Raw genomic sequence first — 18,713 nt, 5'->3', positions numbered from 1 at the left:
CGAGAAAATCCGCCCGGCTCAGGCCTGACAGACCGGCAGGGTACGGGTGAACGCGGCGATATCCTCGCGCTTGCTGGCATTGCGCAAAGGCGGCCAGTCGCGCGCCACACCGCCCCAGCGACCGGGGCTGCCTGCCACGACCTGATCGCGCGCCACGGCCTGCGCGGCAATGCGCGAAGCGCAGCGCAGATTGGTCGGCCCGTCATAAAGCCCGTTGGGATGCGAGACATCGCAGCCGTAATTGCGCGCCGAAGTGGGCCAGATCTGCAGCAATCCCCGGTAGCGCCCGCCCGCGCCTGCGGCCTCTGGGCGCCAGGTGCTTTCATAACCGGCCAGTCCAGAGAAAAGGGCCGTCCAGAACGCCTTGCGCCCGTCAATATCGGCCTTGGCATAGCCCGGACAGAAACTGTCGATATCGCGCGGCACTGTTTTCACCAGAGCCCGGCCACCATTGTCGAGCGCGTCGAATGTCGCTGCGGTCCAGAGCTCGGCTTCGGGCCGATGATCCCAGCGGGTCGAAACATCGATAGCATCGGAGGATTTGGCCTTCGGCTCGGGGGCCGACAGGGTGCACCCGGCGGTCATGGCGACAAAGGCAGCGGCCAGCAAGGGCGTGACAGGCAGCGAAGGTTTCATCAGTTTTCCGAAAGCGGCACAGCGCCCAAATTGCGCTGCAGTGCAGCAATGCGCCGAATCAGGGGGGGTTGGCAAATCCGCCCCGGCGGATCTGCCCTTTTTCGGCGGGGAATCGCCGAAACCGGCCCTTGCTGCGCTGGCACGGCTTGGCTAGAAGTCACGCGATGCGATTGGCCAAAGGACGCGCAAGATGCTCGATCTGACATATGAGACCCCCAAGCCCAAGGTGATTTCCGGCGCGACGGGCGATTGGGAACTGGTGATCGGGATGGAGATCCACGCGCAGGTCTCCAGTCAGGCCAAGCTGTTTTCCGGCGCCTCGACCCGCTTCGGGGCGGAACCCAATTCGAATGTCGCCTTTGTCGATGCTGCCATGCCCGGCATGTTGCCGGTGGTGAATGAATATTGCATCGAACAGGCGGTGCGCACCGGGCTGGGGCTGAAGGCCGCGATCAATCTGCGCTCGGCCTTTGACCGCAAGAATTATTTCTACCCCGACCTGCCGCAGGGCTATCAGATCAGCCAGCTTTACCATCCGCTGGTGGGCGAAGGCGAAGTGCTGGTCGAGATGGGCGCGGGCGTGGCGCGGCTGGTGCGGATCGAGCGTATCCATGTCGAGCAGGATGCGGGCAAGTCGATCCATGACATGGATCCGAATATGTCTTTCGTGGATCTCAACCGCACCGGTGTCGCGCTGATGGAGATTGTCTCGCGCCCCGATATTCGCGGGCCCGAGGAAGCGGCGGCCTATGTCGGCAAGCTGCGCCAGATCCTGCGCTATCTTGGCACCTGCGACGGCAATATGCAGAACGGCAATCTGCGGGCGGATGTGAATGTCTCGATCTGCCGTCCCGGTGCCTATGAACGCTATCAGGCAACTCAGGATTTCGGCCATCTCGGTACGCGCTGCGAGATCAAGAACATGAACTCGATGCGCTTCATTCAGCAGGCCATCGAATATGAGGCCCGCCGCCAGATCGCGATTGTGGAAGATGGCGGCAAGGTCGATCAGGAAACGCGGCTGTTTGACCCCGACCGCGGCGAGACACGCTCGATGCGCTCGAAAGAAGAGGCGCATGATTACCGCTATTTCCCCTGCCCCGACCTGCTGCCCTTGGAGATCGAACAGGCCTGGGTGGATGAGATCGCGGCCTCGCTGCCGGAACTCCCGGATGCCAAGAAAGCGCGCTTCATGGCCGATTTCGGGCTGACCGATTATGACGCATCCGTGCTGACGGCGGATGTAGCCAATGCCGCCTATTTCGAGGCGGTGGCCGCCGAGGCCGGGGATGGCAAGCTGGCCGCAAACTGGGTGATCAACGAATTGTTCGGGCGGCTGAAGAAGGACGCGCGCGAGATCGCCGACAGTCCGGTCTCGAGCGCGCAGCTTGCCGGCATCATCCGGCTGATCCGCGCCGGCGAGATTTCGGGCAAGATCGCCAAGGATGTCTTCGAGATCGTCTATACCGAAGGCGGCGATCCGGCCGAGATCGTCGAAGCGCGCGGGCTGAAGCAGGTCACGGATACTGGTGCCATCGAGAAGGCGGTCGACGAGATCATCGCCGCCAATCCGGCGCAGGTGGAAAAGGCCAAGCAGAACCCCAAGCTTGCGGGCTGGTTCGTGGGTCAGGTCATGAAGGCCACCGGCGGCAAGGCCAACCCGGCGGCGGTGAATGAGATCGTGACGGCGAAACTCGGGCTCTAGCGGCTGCGATCCGTAGGGTGCGTGCTGAGCACGCACCCTACCGAAAACCAGCGAAACGGCATCACCCGCAGCTTGACGCGAGGTCGTGCTTGATCGGGGCCGGGTTTGTGCAAGAGTTGAACCTCTCTGGGAGGAGTTCACTCATGCGCAAACTGACCCTGGCAGCTGTCATGCTGTCCGCTTTCACCCTGCCCGCTTTCGCCGATCCGGTGCACGGGCTTTGGAAAACCAAGCCTGACGACAATGGCAATTACGGCCATGTCCGCATCCAGACCTGCGCGAATGGCAAGATATGCGGCGGGCTGGAAAAGGCCTTCAACGGCGCGGGCCAGCAGATCCAGAGCCCCAATATCGGCCGTGCAATCGTCTGGGACATGGTGCCGCAGGGCAATGGCGCTTATGGCAATGGCAAGGTCTATGCGCCCGACCGCGACAACACCTATAACGCCAAGATGAGCCTGCGCGGCAATACGCTGGGGGTCTCGGGCTGCGTGGCCTTCATCTGCCGCGAATCGGACTGGACGCGCGTCAACTGACCTGTCGCGCGATTGCACCACTGCCGCCGCAGACAGGATGACAGCCGCAGAAACCCCGCTATAGTCTGCCGGGCGACATCGGCAGGCTTTGACAATGCAGGGGGACGCTTGGCCTATAGCTATGAATGCGAGGTCTTCGAGGGCAGCGCCTTTCGCGTGACCTGGGGCATCAATGAAGGCGACGGTCTGGGACCGCCTGCCTCATTATGTCTGGGCGACCGCTACGCGCTGGAGCCGCGCAGCAGGGCGCTGCGGCTGAAACTCTCGATCGGAGAGGTGATCCGTCTCGGCGAGGTGGCGGGCACGCCCTCGGCGATGCTGATGCCCGGCGCGCGCGTACTCGTGCGGGGCGAGTTGAAATTCATGTCCACCGATGGCGAATTGGTCACGGCGCTGGCGCTGCAGACCGGGCCCGCGCTGCTCCTGTTGCCGCTGAACCCGATGCGGCTGGCGACCGACTACACGCTGATCGCGGTCAATCCCGAGGCCACGGAACTGCGCATCGCGGAACTGGTCACAGGCTGTTTCGCGCCGGGCGCGCGGGTGACGCTGGGCGATGGCGGGCTCTGCCCGGTCGAGGCGCTGTCCATCGGCCAGACGGTGCGCACCCGCGATCACGGCCCCCAGCCGCTGCGCTGGATCGGGCGGGTGACAACCCGCGCGCATGGCTCTTTTGCGCCGGTCACCTTTCCGGCGGGCAGTCTGGGCAATCTGGGCGCGCTGACCGTCGGCCCCCTGCAACGCATCTTCCTCTATCAGCGCGGCGAGGAACGGCTGGGCAGCCGGGCGGAAGTGCTGGTGCAGGCGCAATATCTGGTGGACGGGCGGCGCGTGCTGCAGCGCGAAGCGGGATTCGTCGAATATTTCAGCCTTGTTTTCGACCAGCACCAGATCATCTATGTCGAAGGCATCCCGGTCGAGAGCATGCTGGTCTCGCGCGCCACGCTCGAACATCTGCCCGCGACATTGGCCGAAGATCTGGCCGGGCGCTTTCCGCAACTCAATCAGCACGCGCATTTCGCACAGGATATCCCGGTCGAGAAAGTCACCGAGGCGCAACGCGCCGCCATCCTGCGCGACAAAGCAAAGTGACGACCCGGTTCTGATCTGCTATGCCTCTGGTTGATCCCCGCTGCCCCTGATCGAAGGTCTGTCCTTGTATTCGCTGCGCACCATCCTTGCCGCCACAGATCTGTCGCGCCGCTCGGCCGCGGTGCTGCCGCGCGCGGCCCAGCTTGCGCGGGCGCATCAGGCGCGGCTGATCGTGGCCCATGCGGTCGAGCCGCGCGTGCAGGCGGTCAAGCGCTTCCGGCTGGCGGTCAGCAACACCCCGCTGCCCAAGGCCGAAACCGAAATCGCGAAACTGCGCGCGGCCTTCCCCGATATCGAGATCGAGGCCCATATCGCGACCGAACCGCCCGCTGATCTGATCGAGCGGCTGGCGGCAGAGCATAAGGCCGATCTGATCGTGCTGGGCCTGCATCTGCCGCGCCGGGTGCTCGACACGCTGCGCCTGACCAATCTGGAACGCATCACCCAATCGGTGGACTGCCCGGTGCTGATCGCCCAGTCCCGCTCTGGCGCGCCCTATCGCAAGGTTCTGGGCGCGATCACCTTCGGCCCTGCCTCTGCGCGGGCGCTGCGGGTCGCGGCGCATATCGCGCCCGATGCGGAAATGCATGCCATCCATGCCCTGCAACTGCCGCTGAGCGCGAAACTGCCCAATGCCGATCTGATGACCAGCCCCGAACTGACCGAGGCGGAATTGCTGCGCAAGGCTTTCCTTGATTTCGAGTCCCTGCCCGCATGGCTGGTCACGCCCGAGATCGTGCCGGGCGGCGTGCATGAGGTGCTGGGCTTCCGCATCGAAGAGCTGCAACCCGATCTGGTGGTGATCGGCAGCCATTCCGGTCGCAGCCCGACCAAACTGGGCAATTACGCCCGCGATCTGATGCGCGCGCCGCCCACGGATATGCTGGTGGCCAAGCCCGAATAGGGTTGCGGGTCACGCATGGCGGCCATGCGCAAAAACTCTCGCAACATAATCTCTTTTGCGCTAAGAGATGGTTTAATGTTGAACTATTGCTTTCAGGGGAGGAGGCGCCGCTCATGGCCGTGAAAAAACCCGCAGCGAAATCAAACGTTTCAGCCGAGGAATTGCTTGGCTATTACCGTGACATGCTGCTGATCCGTCGATTCGAGGAAAAGGCCGGTCAGCTTTACGGCATGGGTCTGATCGGTGGTTTCTGCCATCTCTATATCGGTCAGGAAGCCGTGGTCGTGGGTCTGGAAGCCGCCGCCAAGGAAGGCGACAAGCGCATCACCTCTTACCGCGATCACGGGCATATGCTGGCCTGCGGCATGGACCCCAAGGGCGTGATGGCCGAGTTGACCGGCCGCGAGGGTGGCTATTCCAAGGGCAAGGGCGGCTCGATGCATATGTTCTCGAAAGAGAAGCATTTCTACGGCGGCCATGGCATTGTCGGCGCGCAGGTGCCGCTCGGGGCGGGGCTGGCCTTCTCGGACAGATACAAGGGCAATGACAACGTGACCTTCACCTATTTCGGGGATGGGGCCGCGAACCAGGGCCAGGTCTATGAGACCTATAACATGGCGATGCTCTGGGATTTGCCGGTGATCTTCGTCATCGAGAATAACAAATACGCCATGGGCACGAGCGTCCAGCGCGCGACGAAATCCCCTTCGCTGTGGGAACGCGGCGCGGCCTACGGGATCAAGGGCGAGGAAGTCGACGGGATGGATGTGCTGGCGGTCAAGGCCGCGGGCGAGAAAGCTGTCGCACATTGCCGCGCGGGCAAGGGGCCGTATATCCTTGAGGTCATGACCTATCGCTATCGCGGCCATTCCATGTCGGACCCGGCCAAGTACCGCACCCGCGACGAAGTGCAGAAAATGCGCCAGGAACGCGACGCGATCGAGCATGTCCGCGAATTGCTGCTGCAGGGCAAGCACGCGACCGAGGATGATCTCAAGAATATCGACAAGGACATCAAGGCCATCGTGAACGAGGCCGCCGAATTCTCGAAAGAGAGCCCCGAGCCTGCGCTTGAGGAACTCTGGACGGATATTTACGCGTAAGGCTCTGGGAGGAGAACAGATATGGCAACCGAAATACTGATGCCCGCCCTCTCGCCGACGATGGAAGAAGGCACATTGGCCAAATGGCTCGTCAAGGAAGGCGATACCGTCGCATCCGGCGATATCATCGCCGAGATCGAGACCGACAAGGCGACGATGGAATTTGAAGCGGTGGATGAAGGCGTGATCGGCAAGATCCTCGTGGAAGCCGGCACCGAGGGGGTGAAGGTCAACACCCCTATCGCGATTCTGGTCGCCGAAGGCGAAGACGTGCCCGCAGAGGGCGCCAAGGCCGAAACTGCGCCTGCACCTGCCGCGCTGAATGACAGCGAAGGCAAACTCGCAGCCCCCGCCAGCGCCGCACCCGCCCCGGCGGCCCCCAAGGCCGATACCTCGCCCGACTGGCCCGAAGGCACGGCGATGAAAACCCAGACCGTGCGCGAGGCGCTTCGCGACGCCATGGCCGAGGAAATGCGCAGCAGCGACGATGTGTTCGTCATGGGCGAAGAGGTCGCCGAATATCAGGGTGCCTATAAGATCACCCAGGGGCTGCTCGACGAATTCGGCGCGAAACGTGTGATCGACACGCCGATCACCGAGCATGGTTTTGCCGGGATCGGGGTCGGTGCGGCCTTTGGCGGGTTGCGCCCGATTGTCGAATTCATGACCTTCAACTTCGCGATGCAGGCGATTGACCATATCATCAACTCTGCCGCCAAGACGCTCTATATGTCCGGCGGGCAGATGGGCTGTCCCATCGTCTTCCGTGGCCCCAATGGCGCGGCGGCGCGTGTGGGCGCGCAGCATAGCCAGTGCTATGCCGCCTGGTATGCGCAGATCCCCGGTCTGAAAGTCGTCATGCCCTATTCGGCAGCCGATGCGAAGGGCCTGCTCAAGCAAGCCATCCGCGACCCGAATCCGGTGATCTTTCTGGAGAATGAAATCCTCTATGGCCGCAGTTTCGATGTGCCGGTGCTGGATGATTTCACCATCCCCTTCGGCAAGGCCAAGATCTGGCGCGAAGGCACGGATGTCACCATCGTCAGCTTCGGCATCGGCATGACCTATGCGCTGGAAGCCGCCGAGAGACTGGCCAAGGACGGGATCAGCGCCGAGGTGATCGACCTGCGCACGATCCGGCCCATGGATACGGATGCGATTCTGGCCTCGGTGATGAAGACCAACCGTCTGATCACGGTCGAGGAAGGCTTCCCGCAAGGCTCTGTCGGCAATTACATCACCTCGGTCGTGATGGAGCGGGCCTTCGACTATCTCGACGCGCCGGTGATCAATCTGGCGGGCAAGGATGTGCCGATGCCCTATGCGGCCAATCTTGAGAAACTTGCGCTGGTGACGACCGATGAAGTGGTCGAAGCCGCCCGCAAAGTCACCTATCGCTAAGGGAGGGCGAGAGCGATGCCAACAGAAATCCTGATGCCTGCCCTGTCCCCCACGATGGAAGAGGGTACACTCGCGAAATGGCTGGTCAAGGAAGGCGACAGCGTTGCCTCGGGCGATGTGATCGCCGAGATCGAGACCGACAAGGCCACGATGGAATTTGAAGCCGTCGATGAGGGCGTGGTCGGCAAGATCCTGATCGAGGCGGGCACCGATGGCGTGAAGGTCAACACCCCGATCGCGGTGCTCCTGGAAGAGGGCGAAAGCGCCGACGCTATCGGCACATCCGCTGCGCCAGCGACGGAGGCGAAAGCCGACACGGGCGCGAAGGCGGCCCCCGCAGGGGAAACCAAAGCGCCCGTCTCCCCTGCCCCTGCCAGCGCGCCGCGCGCGGATGGCACGCGCATATTCGCCTCACCGCTTGCGCGCCGCATCGCCGCTGAAAAGGGCCTTGATCTCGGCCAGATCAGCGGCTCGGGGCCCCATGGCCGGATCGTCAAGGCCGATGTGGCGGATGCCAAACCCGCTGCCGCGCCCGCGCAGGCCGCTGCCCCGGCAGCAGCCCCCGCTGCCGCCGCCCCCGCAAAAGCCGCGCTGGCTGCGGGTCCAAGCGCCGATCAGGTCGCGCGCATGTATGAGGGCCGCGACTATGAGGAAGTGGCGCTCGATGGCATGCGCAAGACCGTCGCTGCACGCCTGACCGAGGCCAAGCAGACCATCCCGCATTTCTACCTGCGCCGCGAGGTGCAGCTGGATGCGCTGATGGCCTTCCGCGCCGATCTGAACAAGCAGCTCGAAAGCCGTGGCGTGAAGCTCTCGGTCAATGACTTCATCATCAAGGCCAGTGCGATGGCGCTGCAGGCCGTGCCCGGCTGCAATGCGGTCTGGTCCGGGGACCGGATGCTGCGGCTCAAACCCTCGGATGTGGCGGTTGCCGTGGCGGTCGAGGGCGGGCTGTTCACCCCGGTCCTGAAAGACGCGCATCTGAAATCGCTCTCCGCACTTTCGGCAGAGATGAAGGACTTAGCGGGACGTGCGCGCAACAAGAAACTTGCGCCGCATGAATATGTCGGCGGGTCGATGGCGATTTCCAATCTCGGCATGTTCGGGGTCGAGAATTTCGATGCGGTGATCAACCCGCCGCATGGCTCGATCCTGGCTGTGGGCGCGGGCATCAAGAAACCGGTCATCGGCAAGGATGGCGCGGTGACGGTGGCCACGGTCATGTCGATGACACTTTCGGTCGATCACCGGGTGATTGACGGCGCGCTCGGGGCCGAATTCCTGCAACAGGTCGTGGCGCTGCTGGAAAACCCGATCACGATGCTGGCCTGAGGTCTTGTCGTAGGGTGCGTGCTACAGCACGCACCCTACATGCGCTCTCAACTGTCGCAGATATTCTGCAGGCTGACCCATTGCCCGTCACTCAGCAGCGCGGCTTCGGGCAGTTCACCCGCCATCGGATCCTTGCTGCGCATCGCCTCGCCCAGCGCGGTCACGGCAGGATCCAGCGGCGTGGGATTATCCACCAGCGGACGGGTCGACAGCCCCACCCGCGCGAAACGTTCCAAGAGCGGGTCAAGCGCTGGCGGCGCCGGGGTCGCGCGCATCACCGCCGCGGCATAGCCCCGCGTCGAGCGTTCCGGCAATTCCGCCGAGGTCAGCAGCCGGAAGGTCGCGATCACGCCTGCATGGCGCAAGAGCGAGCGCAGCGGGTCGTCATCTGTCGCGCGTTGCGCGGCCATCAGGATCGCACCGGCCAGCGCCTCGGCGCTTTCGGCCTCTTCCAGCAGCCTTGCATCGACCAGAAAATAGCGCCCCATCACATGCTGCACGCGCGGCTGTTCCACCGGCAGCCCCCTGACCACGACAATCTGCGCCGGGCTCTGGAACAGCGCGCGCTGCAGGCTGGCCAGCGCCGACTCGCCATAGGAACTGATACATTCGCGCGCGCCCAGTTGCCGCAGATCCCCGCGCAGCCGGTCGCCCAGTTCCACGCGCTTGGCCATCGGCACCACCGAAGCCGTATGCGAGACCAGCGCGGGCGGCACGATCACACTGACCGCCACCAGCATGCCCAGCCCCAGCGCCGCCATGATCGGCCTGCGCATCCGCGACAGCAGACTGCGCGGCGGGCGCAGCGCGCCCTGCACCACTTTCAGCGCCTCGATCAGCCAGTCATCATCGAGTTCGAGAATCTCGCCGCCATCGCCTTCGGGGCTGAACAGCGCAGGCCGCTTGCCGGGATTGAGCCGCTCGACCGCAGGCAGCGACCAATGGCTCAGCACCAGCAGGCTGCGGCTGTCCATGATGACCAGACTGGCATCGCCGAAACTGACCACCACTTCGCGGCGCTGTTCATCGCGCGCAGCCGCCCAGAGGCCCGGACCTTCGAGTTTGCTGTACTTGTCGAGCGCGGTCATGCCGCTTGCCTGCATGTTATCATTCTTGAGCGAACTCTACCCCAGCCCGAGCGACATGACCAGCAGTCACATCGCCCGGACCTGTGCGCGCAATTCAAACTTCTGTATCTTTCCGGTCGAGGTCTTGGGCAGATCCAGAAACACCACCCGCTTGGGCGTCTTGAATCCGGCCAGACGTTCGCGGCAAAAGGCGATCAGCTCGGCCTCGCTCGCCTCGGCCCCGGATTTCAGCTCGATACAGGCACAGGGCACTTCGCCCCATTTCTCATCCGGCAAGGCCACCACCGCCGCCAGCCCCACGGCGGGGTGTTTCATCAGCACGCCCTCGACCTCGACCGAAGAGACATTCTCGCCGCCCGAGATGATGATATCCTTCGCCCGGTCGGCGATCTTGATATAACCATCCGGGTGCTGATAGGCGATATCGCCGGAATGAAACCAGCCCCCCGCGAAAGCCTCGCGCGTGGCTTCGGGGTTCCTGAGATAGCCCTTCATCACGCAATTGCCGCGATGCATCACCTCGCCCAGAGATGCCCCGTCGCGCGGCACCTGCTGCAGGGTATCACGGTCCAGAACCGTGATCTCTTCCATCATCGGCATGGCAACGCCGGTGCGCGCCTTGATGGCATAGCGCTCTTCATCTTCCAGCCCGTCCCAATGCTCGGCCCGCCACAGGCATTCGGTGACATGGCCATAGGTCTCGGTCAGCCCGTAAACCTGCGTCACATGAAAGCCCAGGGGCTCGATCGCCGCCAGAATCGCCGCGGGCGGCGGTGCGCCCGCCGTGTAGACCTGCACGACATGATCGAAGGCGCGGCGTTCTTCCTCGCGGGCATTGATCAGAGTGCTGAGCACAATCGGCGCGCCGCCGAAATGGCTGACCTTCTCATCCGCGATCAGCTCATACATGGCTTTCGCTGTGATATCGCGACAGCAGATCAGCGTACCCCCCAGCATGGGCAGCATCCAGGTGTGATTCCAGCCATTGCAGTGAAACAGCGGCACGATGGTCATGTAGCGCGGATAAAGCCCCATCTGCCAGGCAATGGCCGTGCCCATGGTCATCAGATAGGCGCCGCGATGATGATAGACCACGCCCTTGGGCCGCCCGGTCGTGCCCGATGTGTAATTCAGCGCAAGGCTTTCCCATTCATCCTGCGGCAGGATCCAGTCAAAGGACGGATCGCCCCCGGCCAGAAAATCCTCGTATTCGACATGCGCGCCTGACGCGGTGAACCCGGCTTCCCCATCCGCGACCTCGATGATCTCGGGCGGGCGGTCCAGGCCTTCGCAGGCCGCGCGCGCCAGATCCAGAAAGCCGCTATCCGCAAGCAGGATCTTCGCCCCGCCATGGTCCAGAATATAGGCGATGGTATCGACATCCAGCCGCGTGTTGATCGTGTTCAGCACCGCGCCGCAGGCGGGGACGCCGAAATGCGCCTCGGCCTGTGCCGGGATATTGGGCAGAAGTGTCGCCACCACATCCCCCGGCGCGACCCCGCGCGCGGCCAGGGCCGAGGCGAGGCGTGTCACCCGCGCGCCATATTCGGCATAGCTGTGCCGGGTCCGGCCATGCACCACGGCCTCGCGATGGCCAAACAGATCCATCGCCCGCCGCAGATGCGACAGCGGCGTCAGCGCGACATGATTGGCCGCGCATTTCTCCAGACCGGTCTCATCCGACAGCCACCCCATCACAGCCCTCCCCGACTGATTTCTTCTGATTTCTTCCGAACCTCTGCGCTGCCTGCCACATCAAGGCCATGATCGACACAAGATTACCAGGAAATGCATGTTTCCATCATAATGCTGCGCGCCTCTAAAATGTCCAGATTGTTTCGATATTGCGCCATTTAAGACTTGTTAAAGTTGAGTCACAGGCAACCTGAACGGCAGAAGAAAAGAAACCCGCCGTTCACTGAAGAAAGGAAATACCATGTTGGATATCGCTTCTTCAGTAAACTTGTTCGCTGCGCGTTCCTGCAGCTTTGATGGCGTCAAGAAACAGATCGAGACACATAGCTATGACAAGGCCCTGCCCTGGGCCACGATGGCGCGGTTGCGCGAAACCGGCTTGCTGTCGGACATTCAGGTTGCCACGCAGAATGGCTGGCGGCCCGCCGGAAGCCTGATTGCGGGCGATATGGTCCTGACCTTCGATCATGGCGCGCAGCCCCTCTGCGCCGTGCAGACGGTCGAGATTGACCCCCGGATCCTTCCTGACCGCAAGCGCCATCTCATGCATGTGCCCGCCGGGACGATTGGAAACCCGCTTGATGTGCAGATCCTGCCGATGCAGGAAGTGGTTGTAGAACTGGACGAGGCCGAAGAGCGCTACGGCGATCCCTTCGTGCCGGTCCCAGCCTATGTGCTTGACGGCTACAAAGGCATTCACAAGGCGCGTTTCGACAGCACAATCACGGTGATCATGCTTGCCTTCGAGCGCGAAGAGATTGTCCTGAGCAGCGGCGGCGTTCTGGCCCTGTCCGTCACAGAGGCCGCGCTCTCGCCCGTTGCCACCGCGCTTTCGGAGAGTGAGGGAACCTATCCCCGCCTGCCCGCCGCCGAACTTCGCCGCCTGCTCGGCATCGGATCCAGGCCGCTGCCCCCGGCTTTCGCCGAGAGCAGCATTGACGACACTTATGCCGCCATCGAGGCACGGCTGGCATAGAAACTGCGCCCGCTCTGCGCCATTTCCTGCAGCAGGGCGGGTGCCTTGAAACGTGTGCCGAAACGCGCTTCCAGATCCTCGCAGACCGCCACCGCAAAAGGCGCGCCCAGCATGTCGAGCCATGAGAACGGTCCGCCCGACCATGGCGCGAAGCCCCAGCCAAGGATCGCACCGACATCACCTTCGCGAATATCGGTCAGCACGCCCTCTTCCAGCGCGCGCACCGCTTCCAGCGCCTGCGCGAACATCAGCCGGTGCTGCACTTCGATCAGATCGGGCTGGTCACTGGCAGGGGCGAATTTCTCGCCCAGTCCGGTCCACAGCCCCTGCCGCTTGCCCGCCTCGTCATAGGCGTAGAACCCGGCCTTGGTCTTGCGCCCCAGACGCCCTTCTTCGACCATCCAGAACACGACCTCATCGACATCGCCATCCGCATAAGCCTCACCCATCGCGGCGCGCGTGGCCTTGGCGATCTTCGCCCCCAGATCAAGCGAGGTCTCATCCACCAGTTGCAGCGGCCCCAGCGGCATGCCCATGAGCTTCGCGGCATTCTCGACCAGCGCAGGTGCCACGCCCTCGCGCACCATGCGCATGCCTTCGTTGATATAGGGGATAATGCAGCGATTGGCGTAGAAGAAGCGCGCATCATTCACCACAATCGGCGTCTTGCGGATTTGCCGGACGAAATCCAGCGCCTTGGCCACCGCGCGGTCGCCGGTCTCACGCCCGCGAATGATCTCGACCAGCAGCATCTTGTCCACAGGGCTGAAGAAATGAATGCCGATGAACTGTTCCGGGCGGCTCGACGCTTTCGCCAGATCGGAAATCGGCAGGGTCGAGGTATTGGTGGCAAAGATCGCCGTCTCCGGGATCGCGGCTTCGGCTTTCGCGGTGACCTCGGCCTTGACCTTCGGGTCTTCAAACACCGCTTCGACCACCAGATCACAGCCACTCAGCGCGGCATAATCCGTCGTAGGCGTGATCCGGCCCAGCACTTCGGCTTTCTTCGCTTCCGTCACCTTGCCGCGCTTCATGCCTTTATCGAGCAGGCCCTCGGAATAGCCCTTGCCACGCTCGGCAGCGGCCTGATCCGCGTCGATCAGCACCACCTCGATACCCGCATTGGCCGCGACATAGGCAATGCCTGCGCCCATCATGCCCGCGCCCAGCACGCCCAGTTTGCGCACTCTCTCATCCGCGACCTCTGGCCGGTTCGCGCCTTTCTCCAGCGCTTCCTTGTTGATGAAAAGCGAGCGGATCATGGCGCTGGAAGACGGGTTCATCAGCACATTGACGAACCAGCGCGCCTCGATCTTCAAGGCCACGTCAAAAGGCACCATCGCACCCTCATAGACCGCCGACAAAAGCGCCTTGGCCGCCGGATAGACGCCCTGCGTCTTGCCGTTGATCATGGCGGATGCGCCCACAAAGGTCATGAACCCGGCCGGGTGATAGGGCGCGCCACCGGGCATCTTGTAGCCCTTCGCATCCCAGGGCTTGACCAGATCGGCGTCTTTTGCGCCCAGCACCCATTCTTTCGCCCGCGCCAGCAATTCCGCGCCCGGCACCACCTCATCAATGATCCCGGCGGATTTCGCCTTTTTCGGCTCCGAGAGCTTGCCTTCCAGCAGGAAGGGCGCCGCCCCCATCGCGCCCAGCTTGCGCGACAGCCGCGTGGTGCCGCCCGCGCCGGGAAAGATGCCCACCATGATCTCGGGCAGGCCGATCTTGGCCTTGGGATTATCCGCGGCGATGATCCGATGGCAGGCCAGCGGAATCTCCAGCCCGATCCCCAGCGCGGTGCCGGGAAGTGCGGCCACAACCGGCTTGCCCCCTTTCAGCGTCTTGGGGTCCATGCCCGCGCGCTCGATCTTGCGCAGGCAGCGATGCATCGACATGATCCCGTCGAAGAGGCCCTTTTCCGGCTGATCGCCTGCCATATCCTTCATCTTGGCGATGACATTCAGATCCATGCCGCCCGCGAAATCGGGCTTGCCAGAGGTGATGATCACACCCTTGACCGCGCCGTCGCCCAGCGCGGTGTCGATATGCGCCTCCAGCTCGGCCAGCCCCTCCATTGAGAGCACATTCATCGACTTGCCCGCGATATCCCAGGAAATCGTGGCGATGCCATCCGCATCGGTGGAATAGTGAAAATCGCTCATGTCAGTTTCCTCCGCCTGGCAGATCGCGGGGCCCGGCCCAGTCGCTGCCATCATGATATGTGAATCTGTCGCCCGCCGCCGAGATATGAACCTTCATATCCACATCGGTATAGGTGCAGATGTCCTCTTCGACCTTGCCGCCCACGACCAGAAACCGTGCCACGGAACCTGTGCGGTTGACGAAACGATGCCCGTTCGCCACCCCCGCTTTCCAGGCCGCACACTCGCCCGCGCGCATCTCGGTCTCGCCTGCATCCTCGATCAGGGTCAGAACACCGTCGAGCACCATGGCGAATTCATCCTCGCGCAGATGCCAGTGCCGCAAGGACGCCACCGCGCCGGGCTGCAAAGTCACGATATTGACCCCGAACTGGGTCAACCCGGCCAGATCGCCCAGCCGCTGCGACGACCGCCCGACCATCTGCGCGGCATAGGGGGCCGGATAGCCCGATCCGGTCTGAACCGGCGCTTTTGAAAGATCGAGCTTCGGCATCAGACGCGCTCGATGATCGTGGCGGCCCCCATGCCCGACGCCACACAAAGCGTCGCAAGCCCGGTGCCCTTGCCCGTGCGTTCCAGCTCATCCAAAAGCGTGCCGATGATCATCGCGCCGGTGGCGCCCAAGGGATGGCCCATCGCAATCGCACCGCCATTCACGTTCACGCGCGCGCTCTCCACATCGAAAGCCTGCATGAAGCGCAGCACGACCGCGGCGAAAGCCTCGTTGACCTCAAACAGATCAATATCCGAGATCGCCATGCCGCTATCGCGCAGGATCTTCTCGGTCACGGGCACGGGGCCGGTCAGCATGATCGTGGGATCGGTGCCGATCTTGGCCGTGGCCCGGATACGCGCACGCGGCTTGAGGCCATATTTCTCGCCGAATTCCTTGCTGCCGATCAACACCCCCGCCGCGCCATCGACGATCCCCGAGGAATTGCCCGCATGGTGGATATGCTCGATCCGCTCCAGATGCGGATATTTCATCAGCGCCACCTTGTCGAAACCCGGCATCACCTCGCCCATATCCTTGAAGGCAGGTTTCAGCGCGCCAAGGCTCTGCATATCCGTGCCGGGGCGGATATATTCGTCGCGCTCCAGAATGGTCAGCCCGTTGATATCCGTGACCGGCACCACTGAGCGCGCGAAGCGCCCCTCTTCCCAGGCCGTGACCGCGCGCTTCTGGCTCTCGACCGCCAGCGCATCGGCCATATCACGGGTGAAGCCGTATTCGGTGGCGATGATATCCGCCGCAATCCCCTGCGGCACGAAATAGCGCTCCATCGCGACGGATGGATCCACGGCCACCGCCGCCCCATCCGAGCCCATCGCCACCCGGCTCATCATCTCGACCCCGCCCGCGACATAGGCCATGCCCGCGCCCCCGCGCACCTGATTGGCGGCAATATTCACCGCCTCCATGCCCGAGGCACAGAAGCGGTTGATCGCCAGCCCCGGCACCTGCTCGTCGAAATCAGACGCCATCACCGCCGTGCGCGCAAGGCACCCGCCCTGCTCACCCACCTGGGTCACATTGCCCCAGATCACATCCTCGATCGCCGCCGTGTCCAGATCATTGCGCGATTTCAAGGCGTTCAGCACCCCCGCCGAGAGACGCACCGAGGTGACCTCATGCAGGCTTCCGTCTGCGCGGCCCTTGCCGCGCGGCGTGCGGATCGCGTCATAGATATAGGCGTCACTCATCTCATTCCCTCCCTGTTGGGGTCAGTCTGTCTGTGTCCCAGCCGCAAGCGTCGCGCTGTGCCGCAGCCGGGGTGTTTGAGTATTTTTGGCAAGAAAATGATCCAGCTTCACTTTCTGTTAACAGTCGCGCGTTAAGGTTAATGCACGGTACAGGCTGGAGAGCCGATGACCGTGCAAGGAAATGCCCCGCCTGCCGCCCGCCCGGAAACAGACTTCCATGTGGCCATCGGTCAGGCGGGGTAAGCTATGCTTCATTTTCTTGCCCCAAATACTCTCGCCGAAGGCACCCTTCGCTCATCTCTTGCGCGCCTCAAGCTCGGAATTGAACAGCCGCAACCGGTGCCCGAGATTGTCCGCATCCGTGACCGAGTCGAAATTCTCGAACAGGAAGGACAGCGCCTCGCCCTCATCAAGCCCCGCCTCCTGCGCGAAACGGCGCAGGCGGCGATATCCGTCTTCGGTCATGGCGGCATTGAAGCGGCGGGTCAGGCGGAAGCGTTTGGGCATGGTCAGTCCTTGTCACGTTCAGGGGCCGGGTCATTCCGGCCCCGAATTCTCAAGCGTGATCCTAGGCTCAGAACTGCTCCGCGCCCAGCGCCATCACCGGATCGGCCCCGCTCTGGATCCGCGCCAGATGCATCCCTGTGGCGGGCAGCTGGCGGGCCATGTAATAGCGCCCGGTCGCGATCTTGGCCTCGTAGAAATCGCGATCCGACGCGCCCGCATCGAGCGCGGCATAGGCGGCTTTCGCCATCCGCGCCCAGATCAGCCCCAAGCAGACATGGCCGAAGAGATGCATGAAATCGCTCGATCCGGCCAGCGCGTCATTGGGCGATTTCATGCCGCGCTCCATGAAGAACATCCCCGCCGCCTGCAAATCCTTGGACGCGGATTTCAGCGGGCCAAGGAAGCCCTCCAGCCGCGCATCGCCTTCATTTTCCTTCAGGAAATCCTTGACCATGGCGAAGAAGGCCATGACATGTTTGCCACCGTCCTGCGCGAGTTTGCGGCCCACCAGATCGAGCGCCTGCACGCCATTCGCGCCCTCATAGATCATGGCGATGCGCGCGTCGCGGGCAAACTGGGACATGCCCCATTCCTCGATATAGCCATGCCCGCCATAGACCTGCTGCGCCTGCACACACATCTCGAAGCCCTTGTCGGTCAGGAAGCCCTTGATCACCGGGGTCAGGAGCGAGATCAGCCCATCCGCCTCCTTGTCGCCCATCCGGTGCGCGCGGTCGATCAGGCTGGCCCCCCACATGGTGAAGGCGCGGGCGCCCTCGACGAAGCTTTTCTGATCCATCAGCATACGGCGGATATCGGGATGCACGATCAAGGGATCCGCCGGACCAGCAGGGTTCTTCACACCGGTCACATCACGCCCCTGCAACCGGTCGATGGCATAGGCCACCGCGTTTTCATAGGCCACCGCCGCCTGCGCATAGCCCTGCAGCCCGACACCGATACGGGCTTCGTTCATCATGGTGAACATGGCGCGCATGCCCTTGTGCAGATCGCCGATCAGATAGCCGGTCGCGCCATCATAATTCATCACGCAGGTCGAATTGCCATGGATGCCCATCTTCTCTTCGATCTTGCCGACCGAGAGCAGGTTGCGCGGCCCAAGGCTGCCATCCTCATTCACCAGAAATTTCGGCACGATGAAGAGCGAGATCCCCTTGGTGCCCTCGCCCCCGCCCGGTGCCTTGGCCAGAACCAGATGGATCACATTCTCAGCCATGTCGTGATCGCCCGCCGAGATGAAGATCTTCTGGCCGGTGATCTTGTAGCTGCCATCGTCCGAGGGTTCTGCCTTGGTGCGCATCATCCCCAGATCGGTGCCGCAATGCGGCTCGGTCAGGTTCATCGTGCCGGTCCAGTCGAGTGCGACCATTTTCGGCAGGAACTTCGCCTTCTGCGCCTCCGAGCCATGCGCGAGGATGGCCGAGATCGCGCCATGGGTCAGCCCCTGATACATGTTCAACGCCATATTGGCCGAGACAAAGATCTCGCCCACCGCAGAGCCCATCAGATAGGGCAGGTTCTGGCCGCCGAATTCTTCAGGAATATCCAGCCCGTTCCAGCCACCGGCCTTGATCTCATCAAACGCCGCCTTGAAGCCATCGGGCGTGTAGACCACGCCATTTTCCAACCGGCAGCCCTGGCTGTCGCCCACGGCATTCAGCGGCGCGAGCACATCCTGCGCCAGTTTCGCCGCTTCCTCGATCACCGCAGATGTGAAATCCGGCTCCAGATCGCCATATCCCGGCACGTCTGACGCGCTGACCTGAAGCACATCATGCAGCACGAAATGCAGATCCTTGGTGGGGGCAGTGTAGCTTGGCATGGTCTCTCTCTCCCGTAATCCCTTTG

16 protein-coding genes are annotated in these 18,713 nt (G+C 63.0%); 8 read left to right on the top strand and 8 right to left on the bottom strand.

Annotation, left to right across the window (positions count from 1 at the left end; genetic code table 11):
- Positions 1-18: 18 nt before the first annotated feature.
- Positions 19-636 (bottom strand): hypothetical protein, encoded by a 618-nt coding sequence (locus BG457_RS16700; protein WP_084657695.1) that lies wholly within the window; start codon positions 634-636, stop codon positions 19-21.
- 190 nt (positions 637-826) lie between these two features.
- Between BG457_RS16700 and gatB the strand changes: the two genes are divergently transcribed.
- The 7 genes from gatB (at position 827) to BG457_RS16665 (ending at position 8,709) form a co-directional block, all read left to right on the top strand.
- Positions 827-2,341: an Asp-tRNA(Asn)/Glu-tRNA(Gln) amidotransferase subunit GatB gene (gene gatB / locus BG457_RS16695; RefSeq protein WP_071798679.1), complete on the top strand. Its 1,515-nt coding sequence runs from the start codon at positions 827-829 to the stop codon at positions 2,339-2,341.
- A 143-nt stretch (positions 2,342-2,484) separates the two neighbouring features.
- Positions 2,485-2,877, top strand: coding sequence for a DUF2147 domain-containing protein (locus tag BG457_RS16690; protein ID WP_071798676.1), 393 nt, complete (start codon positions 2,485-2,487; stop codon positions 2,875-2,877).
- A 108-nt stretch (positions 2,878-2,985) separates the two neighbouring features.
- Positions 2,986-3,969, top strand: a complete 984-nt coding sequence (locus BG457_RS16685; protein WP_084657694.1) for a Hint domain-containing protein — start codon at positions 2,986-2,988, stop codon at positions 3,967-3,969.
- Between the two features lie 64 nt (positions 3,970-4,033).
- Positions 4,034-4,873 carry a universal stress protein gene (locus BG457_RS16680; protein ID WP_071798675.1) on the top strand — a complete coding sequence of 280 codons (840 nt, stop codon included), beginning with the start codon at positions 4,034-4,036 and terminating at the stop codon, positions 4,871-4,873.
- A gap of 113 nt (positions 4,874-4,986) precedes the next feature.
- The gene (gene pdhA / locus BG457_RS16675; protein ID WP_071798673.1) at positions 4,987-5,976 is read left to right on the top strand and encodes a pyruvate dehydrogenase (acetyl-transferring) E1 component subunit alpha; all 990 of its coding nucleotides are present in this window, start codon (positions 4,987-4,989) and stop codon (positions 5,974-5,976) included.
- 21 nt (positions 5,977-5,997) lie between these two features.
- Entirely contained in the window at positions 5,998-7,377 is a 1,380-nt protein-coding gene (locus BG457_RS16670; protein WP_071798671.1) for a pyruvate dehydrogenase complex E1 component subunit beta, read from the top strand.
- A 15-nt stretch (positions 7,378-7,392) separates the two neighbouring features.
- Positions 7,393-8,709: a pyruvate dehydrogenase complex dihydrolipoamide acetyltransferase gene (locus BG457_RS16665; RefSeq protein ID WP_071798669.1), complete on the top strand. Its 1,317-nt coding sequence runs from the start codon at positions 7,393-7,395 to the stop codon at positions 8,707-8,709.
- A gap of 47 nt (positions 8,710-8,756) precedes the next feature.
- Here BG457_RS16665 and BG457_RS16660 read toward each other — a convergent pair whose 3' ends face one another.
- The gene (locus tag BG457_RS16660; protein ID WP_084657693.1) at positions 8,757-9,812 is read right to left on the bottom strand and encodes a hypothetical protein; all 1,056 of its coding nucleotides are present in this window, start codon (positions 9,810-9,812) and stop codon (positions 8,757-8,759) included.
- A gap of 51 nt (positions 9,813-9,863) precedes the next feature.
- Complete coding sequence (locus BG457_RS16655) at positions 9,864-11,492, bottom strand: AMP-binding protein (protein ID WP_071798667.1); 1,629 nt, start codon at positions 11,490-11,492, stop codon at positions 9,864-9,866.
- A 241-nt stretch (positions 11,493-11,733) separates the two neighbouring features.
- Between BG457_RS16655 and BG457_RS16650 the strand changes: the two genes are divergently transcribed.
- The gene (locus tag BG457_RS16650; protein ID WP_084657692.1) at positions 11,734-12,468 is read left to right on the top strand and encodes a Hint domain-containing protein; all 735 of its coding nucleotides are present in this window, start codon (positions 11,734-11,736) and stop codon (positions 12,466-12,468) included.
- On the opposite strand, the gene BG457_RS16645 is transcribed toward BG457_RS16650, so the two are convergent.
- From BG457_RS16645 to BG457_RS16625, 5 genes are all read right to left on the bottom strand, one after another.
- Positions 12,438-14,633 carry a 3-hydroxyacyl-CoA dehydrogenase NAD-binding domain-containing protein gene (locus tag BG457_RS16645; RefSeq protein ID WP_071799263.1) on the bottom strand — a complete coding sequence of 732 codons (2,196 nt, stop codon included), beginning with the start codon at positions 14,631-14,633 and terminating at the stop codon, positions 12,438-12,440. The genes BG457_RS16650 and BG457_RS16645 overlap by 31 nt on opposite strands.
- 1 nt (position 14,634) lies before the next feature.
- On the bottom strand, positions 14,635-15,126 hold the full coding sequence (locus tag BG457_RS16640) for a cupin domain-containing protein (protein WP_071798663.1): 492 nt from the start codon (positions 15,124-15,126) through the stop codon (positions 14,635-14,637).
- Positions 15,126-16,337: an acetyl-CoA C-acetyltransferase gene (locus tag BG457_RS16635; RefSeq protein WP_071798661.1), complete on the bottom strand. Its 1,212-nt coding sequence runs from the start codon at positions 16,335-16,337 to the stop codon at positions 15,126-15,128. The genes BG457_RS16640 and BG457_RS16635 overlap by 1 nt, the downstream gene beginning before the upstream one ends.
- A gap of 294 nt (positions 16,338-16,631) precedes the next feature.
- On the bottom strand, positions 16,632-16,844 hold the full coding sequence (locus BG457_RS16630) for a hypothetical protein (RefSeq protein ID WP_071798658.1): 213 nt from the start codon (positions 16,842-16,844) through the stop codon (positions 16,632-16,634).
- A gap of 67 nt (positions 16,845-16,911) precedes the next feature.
- Positions 16,912-18,687, bottom strand: a complete 1,776-nt coding sequence (locus BG457_RS16625; RefSeq protein WP_071798656.1) for an acyl-CoA dehydrogenase C-terminal domain-containing protein — start codon at positions 18,685-18,687, stop codon at positions 16,912-16,914.
- Positions 18,688-18,713 lie beyond the last annotated feature (26 nt).

Source organism: Natronohydrobacter thiooxidans, from assembly GCF_001884735.1.
Lineage (GTDB): Bacteria > Pseudomonadota > Alphaproteobacteria > Rhodobacterales > Rhodobacteraceae > Roseinatronobacter > Roseinatronobacter thiooxidans_A.
This window is presented reverse-complemented; position numbering and strand designations above follow the sequence as displayed.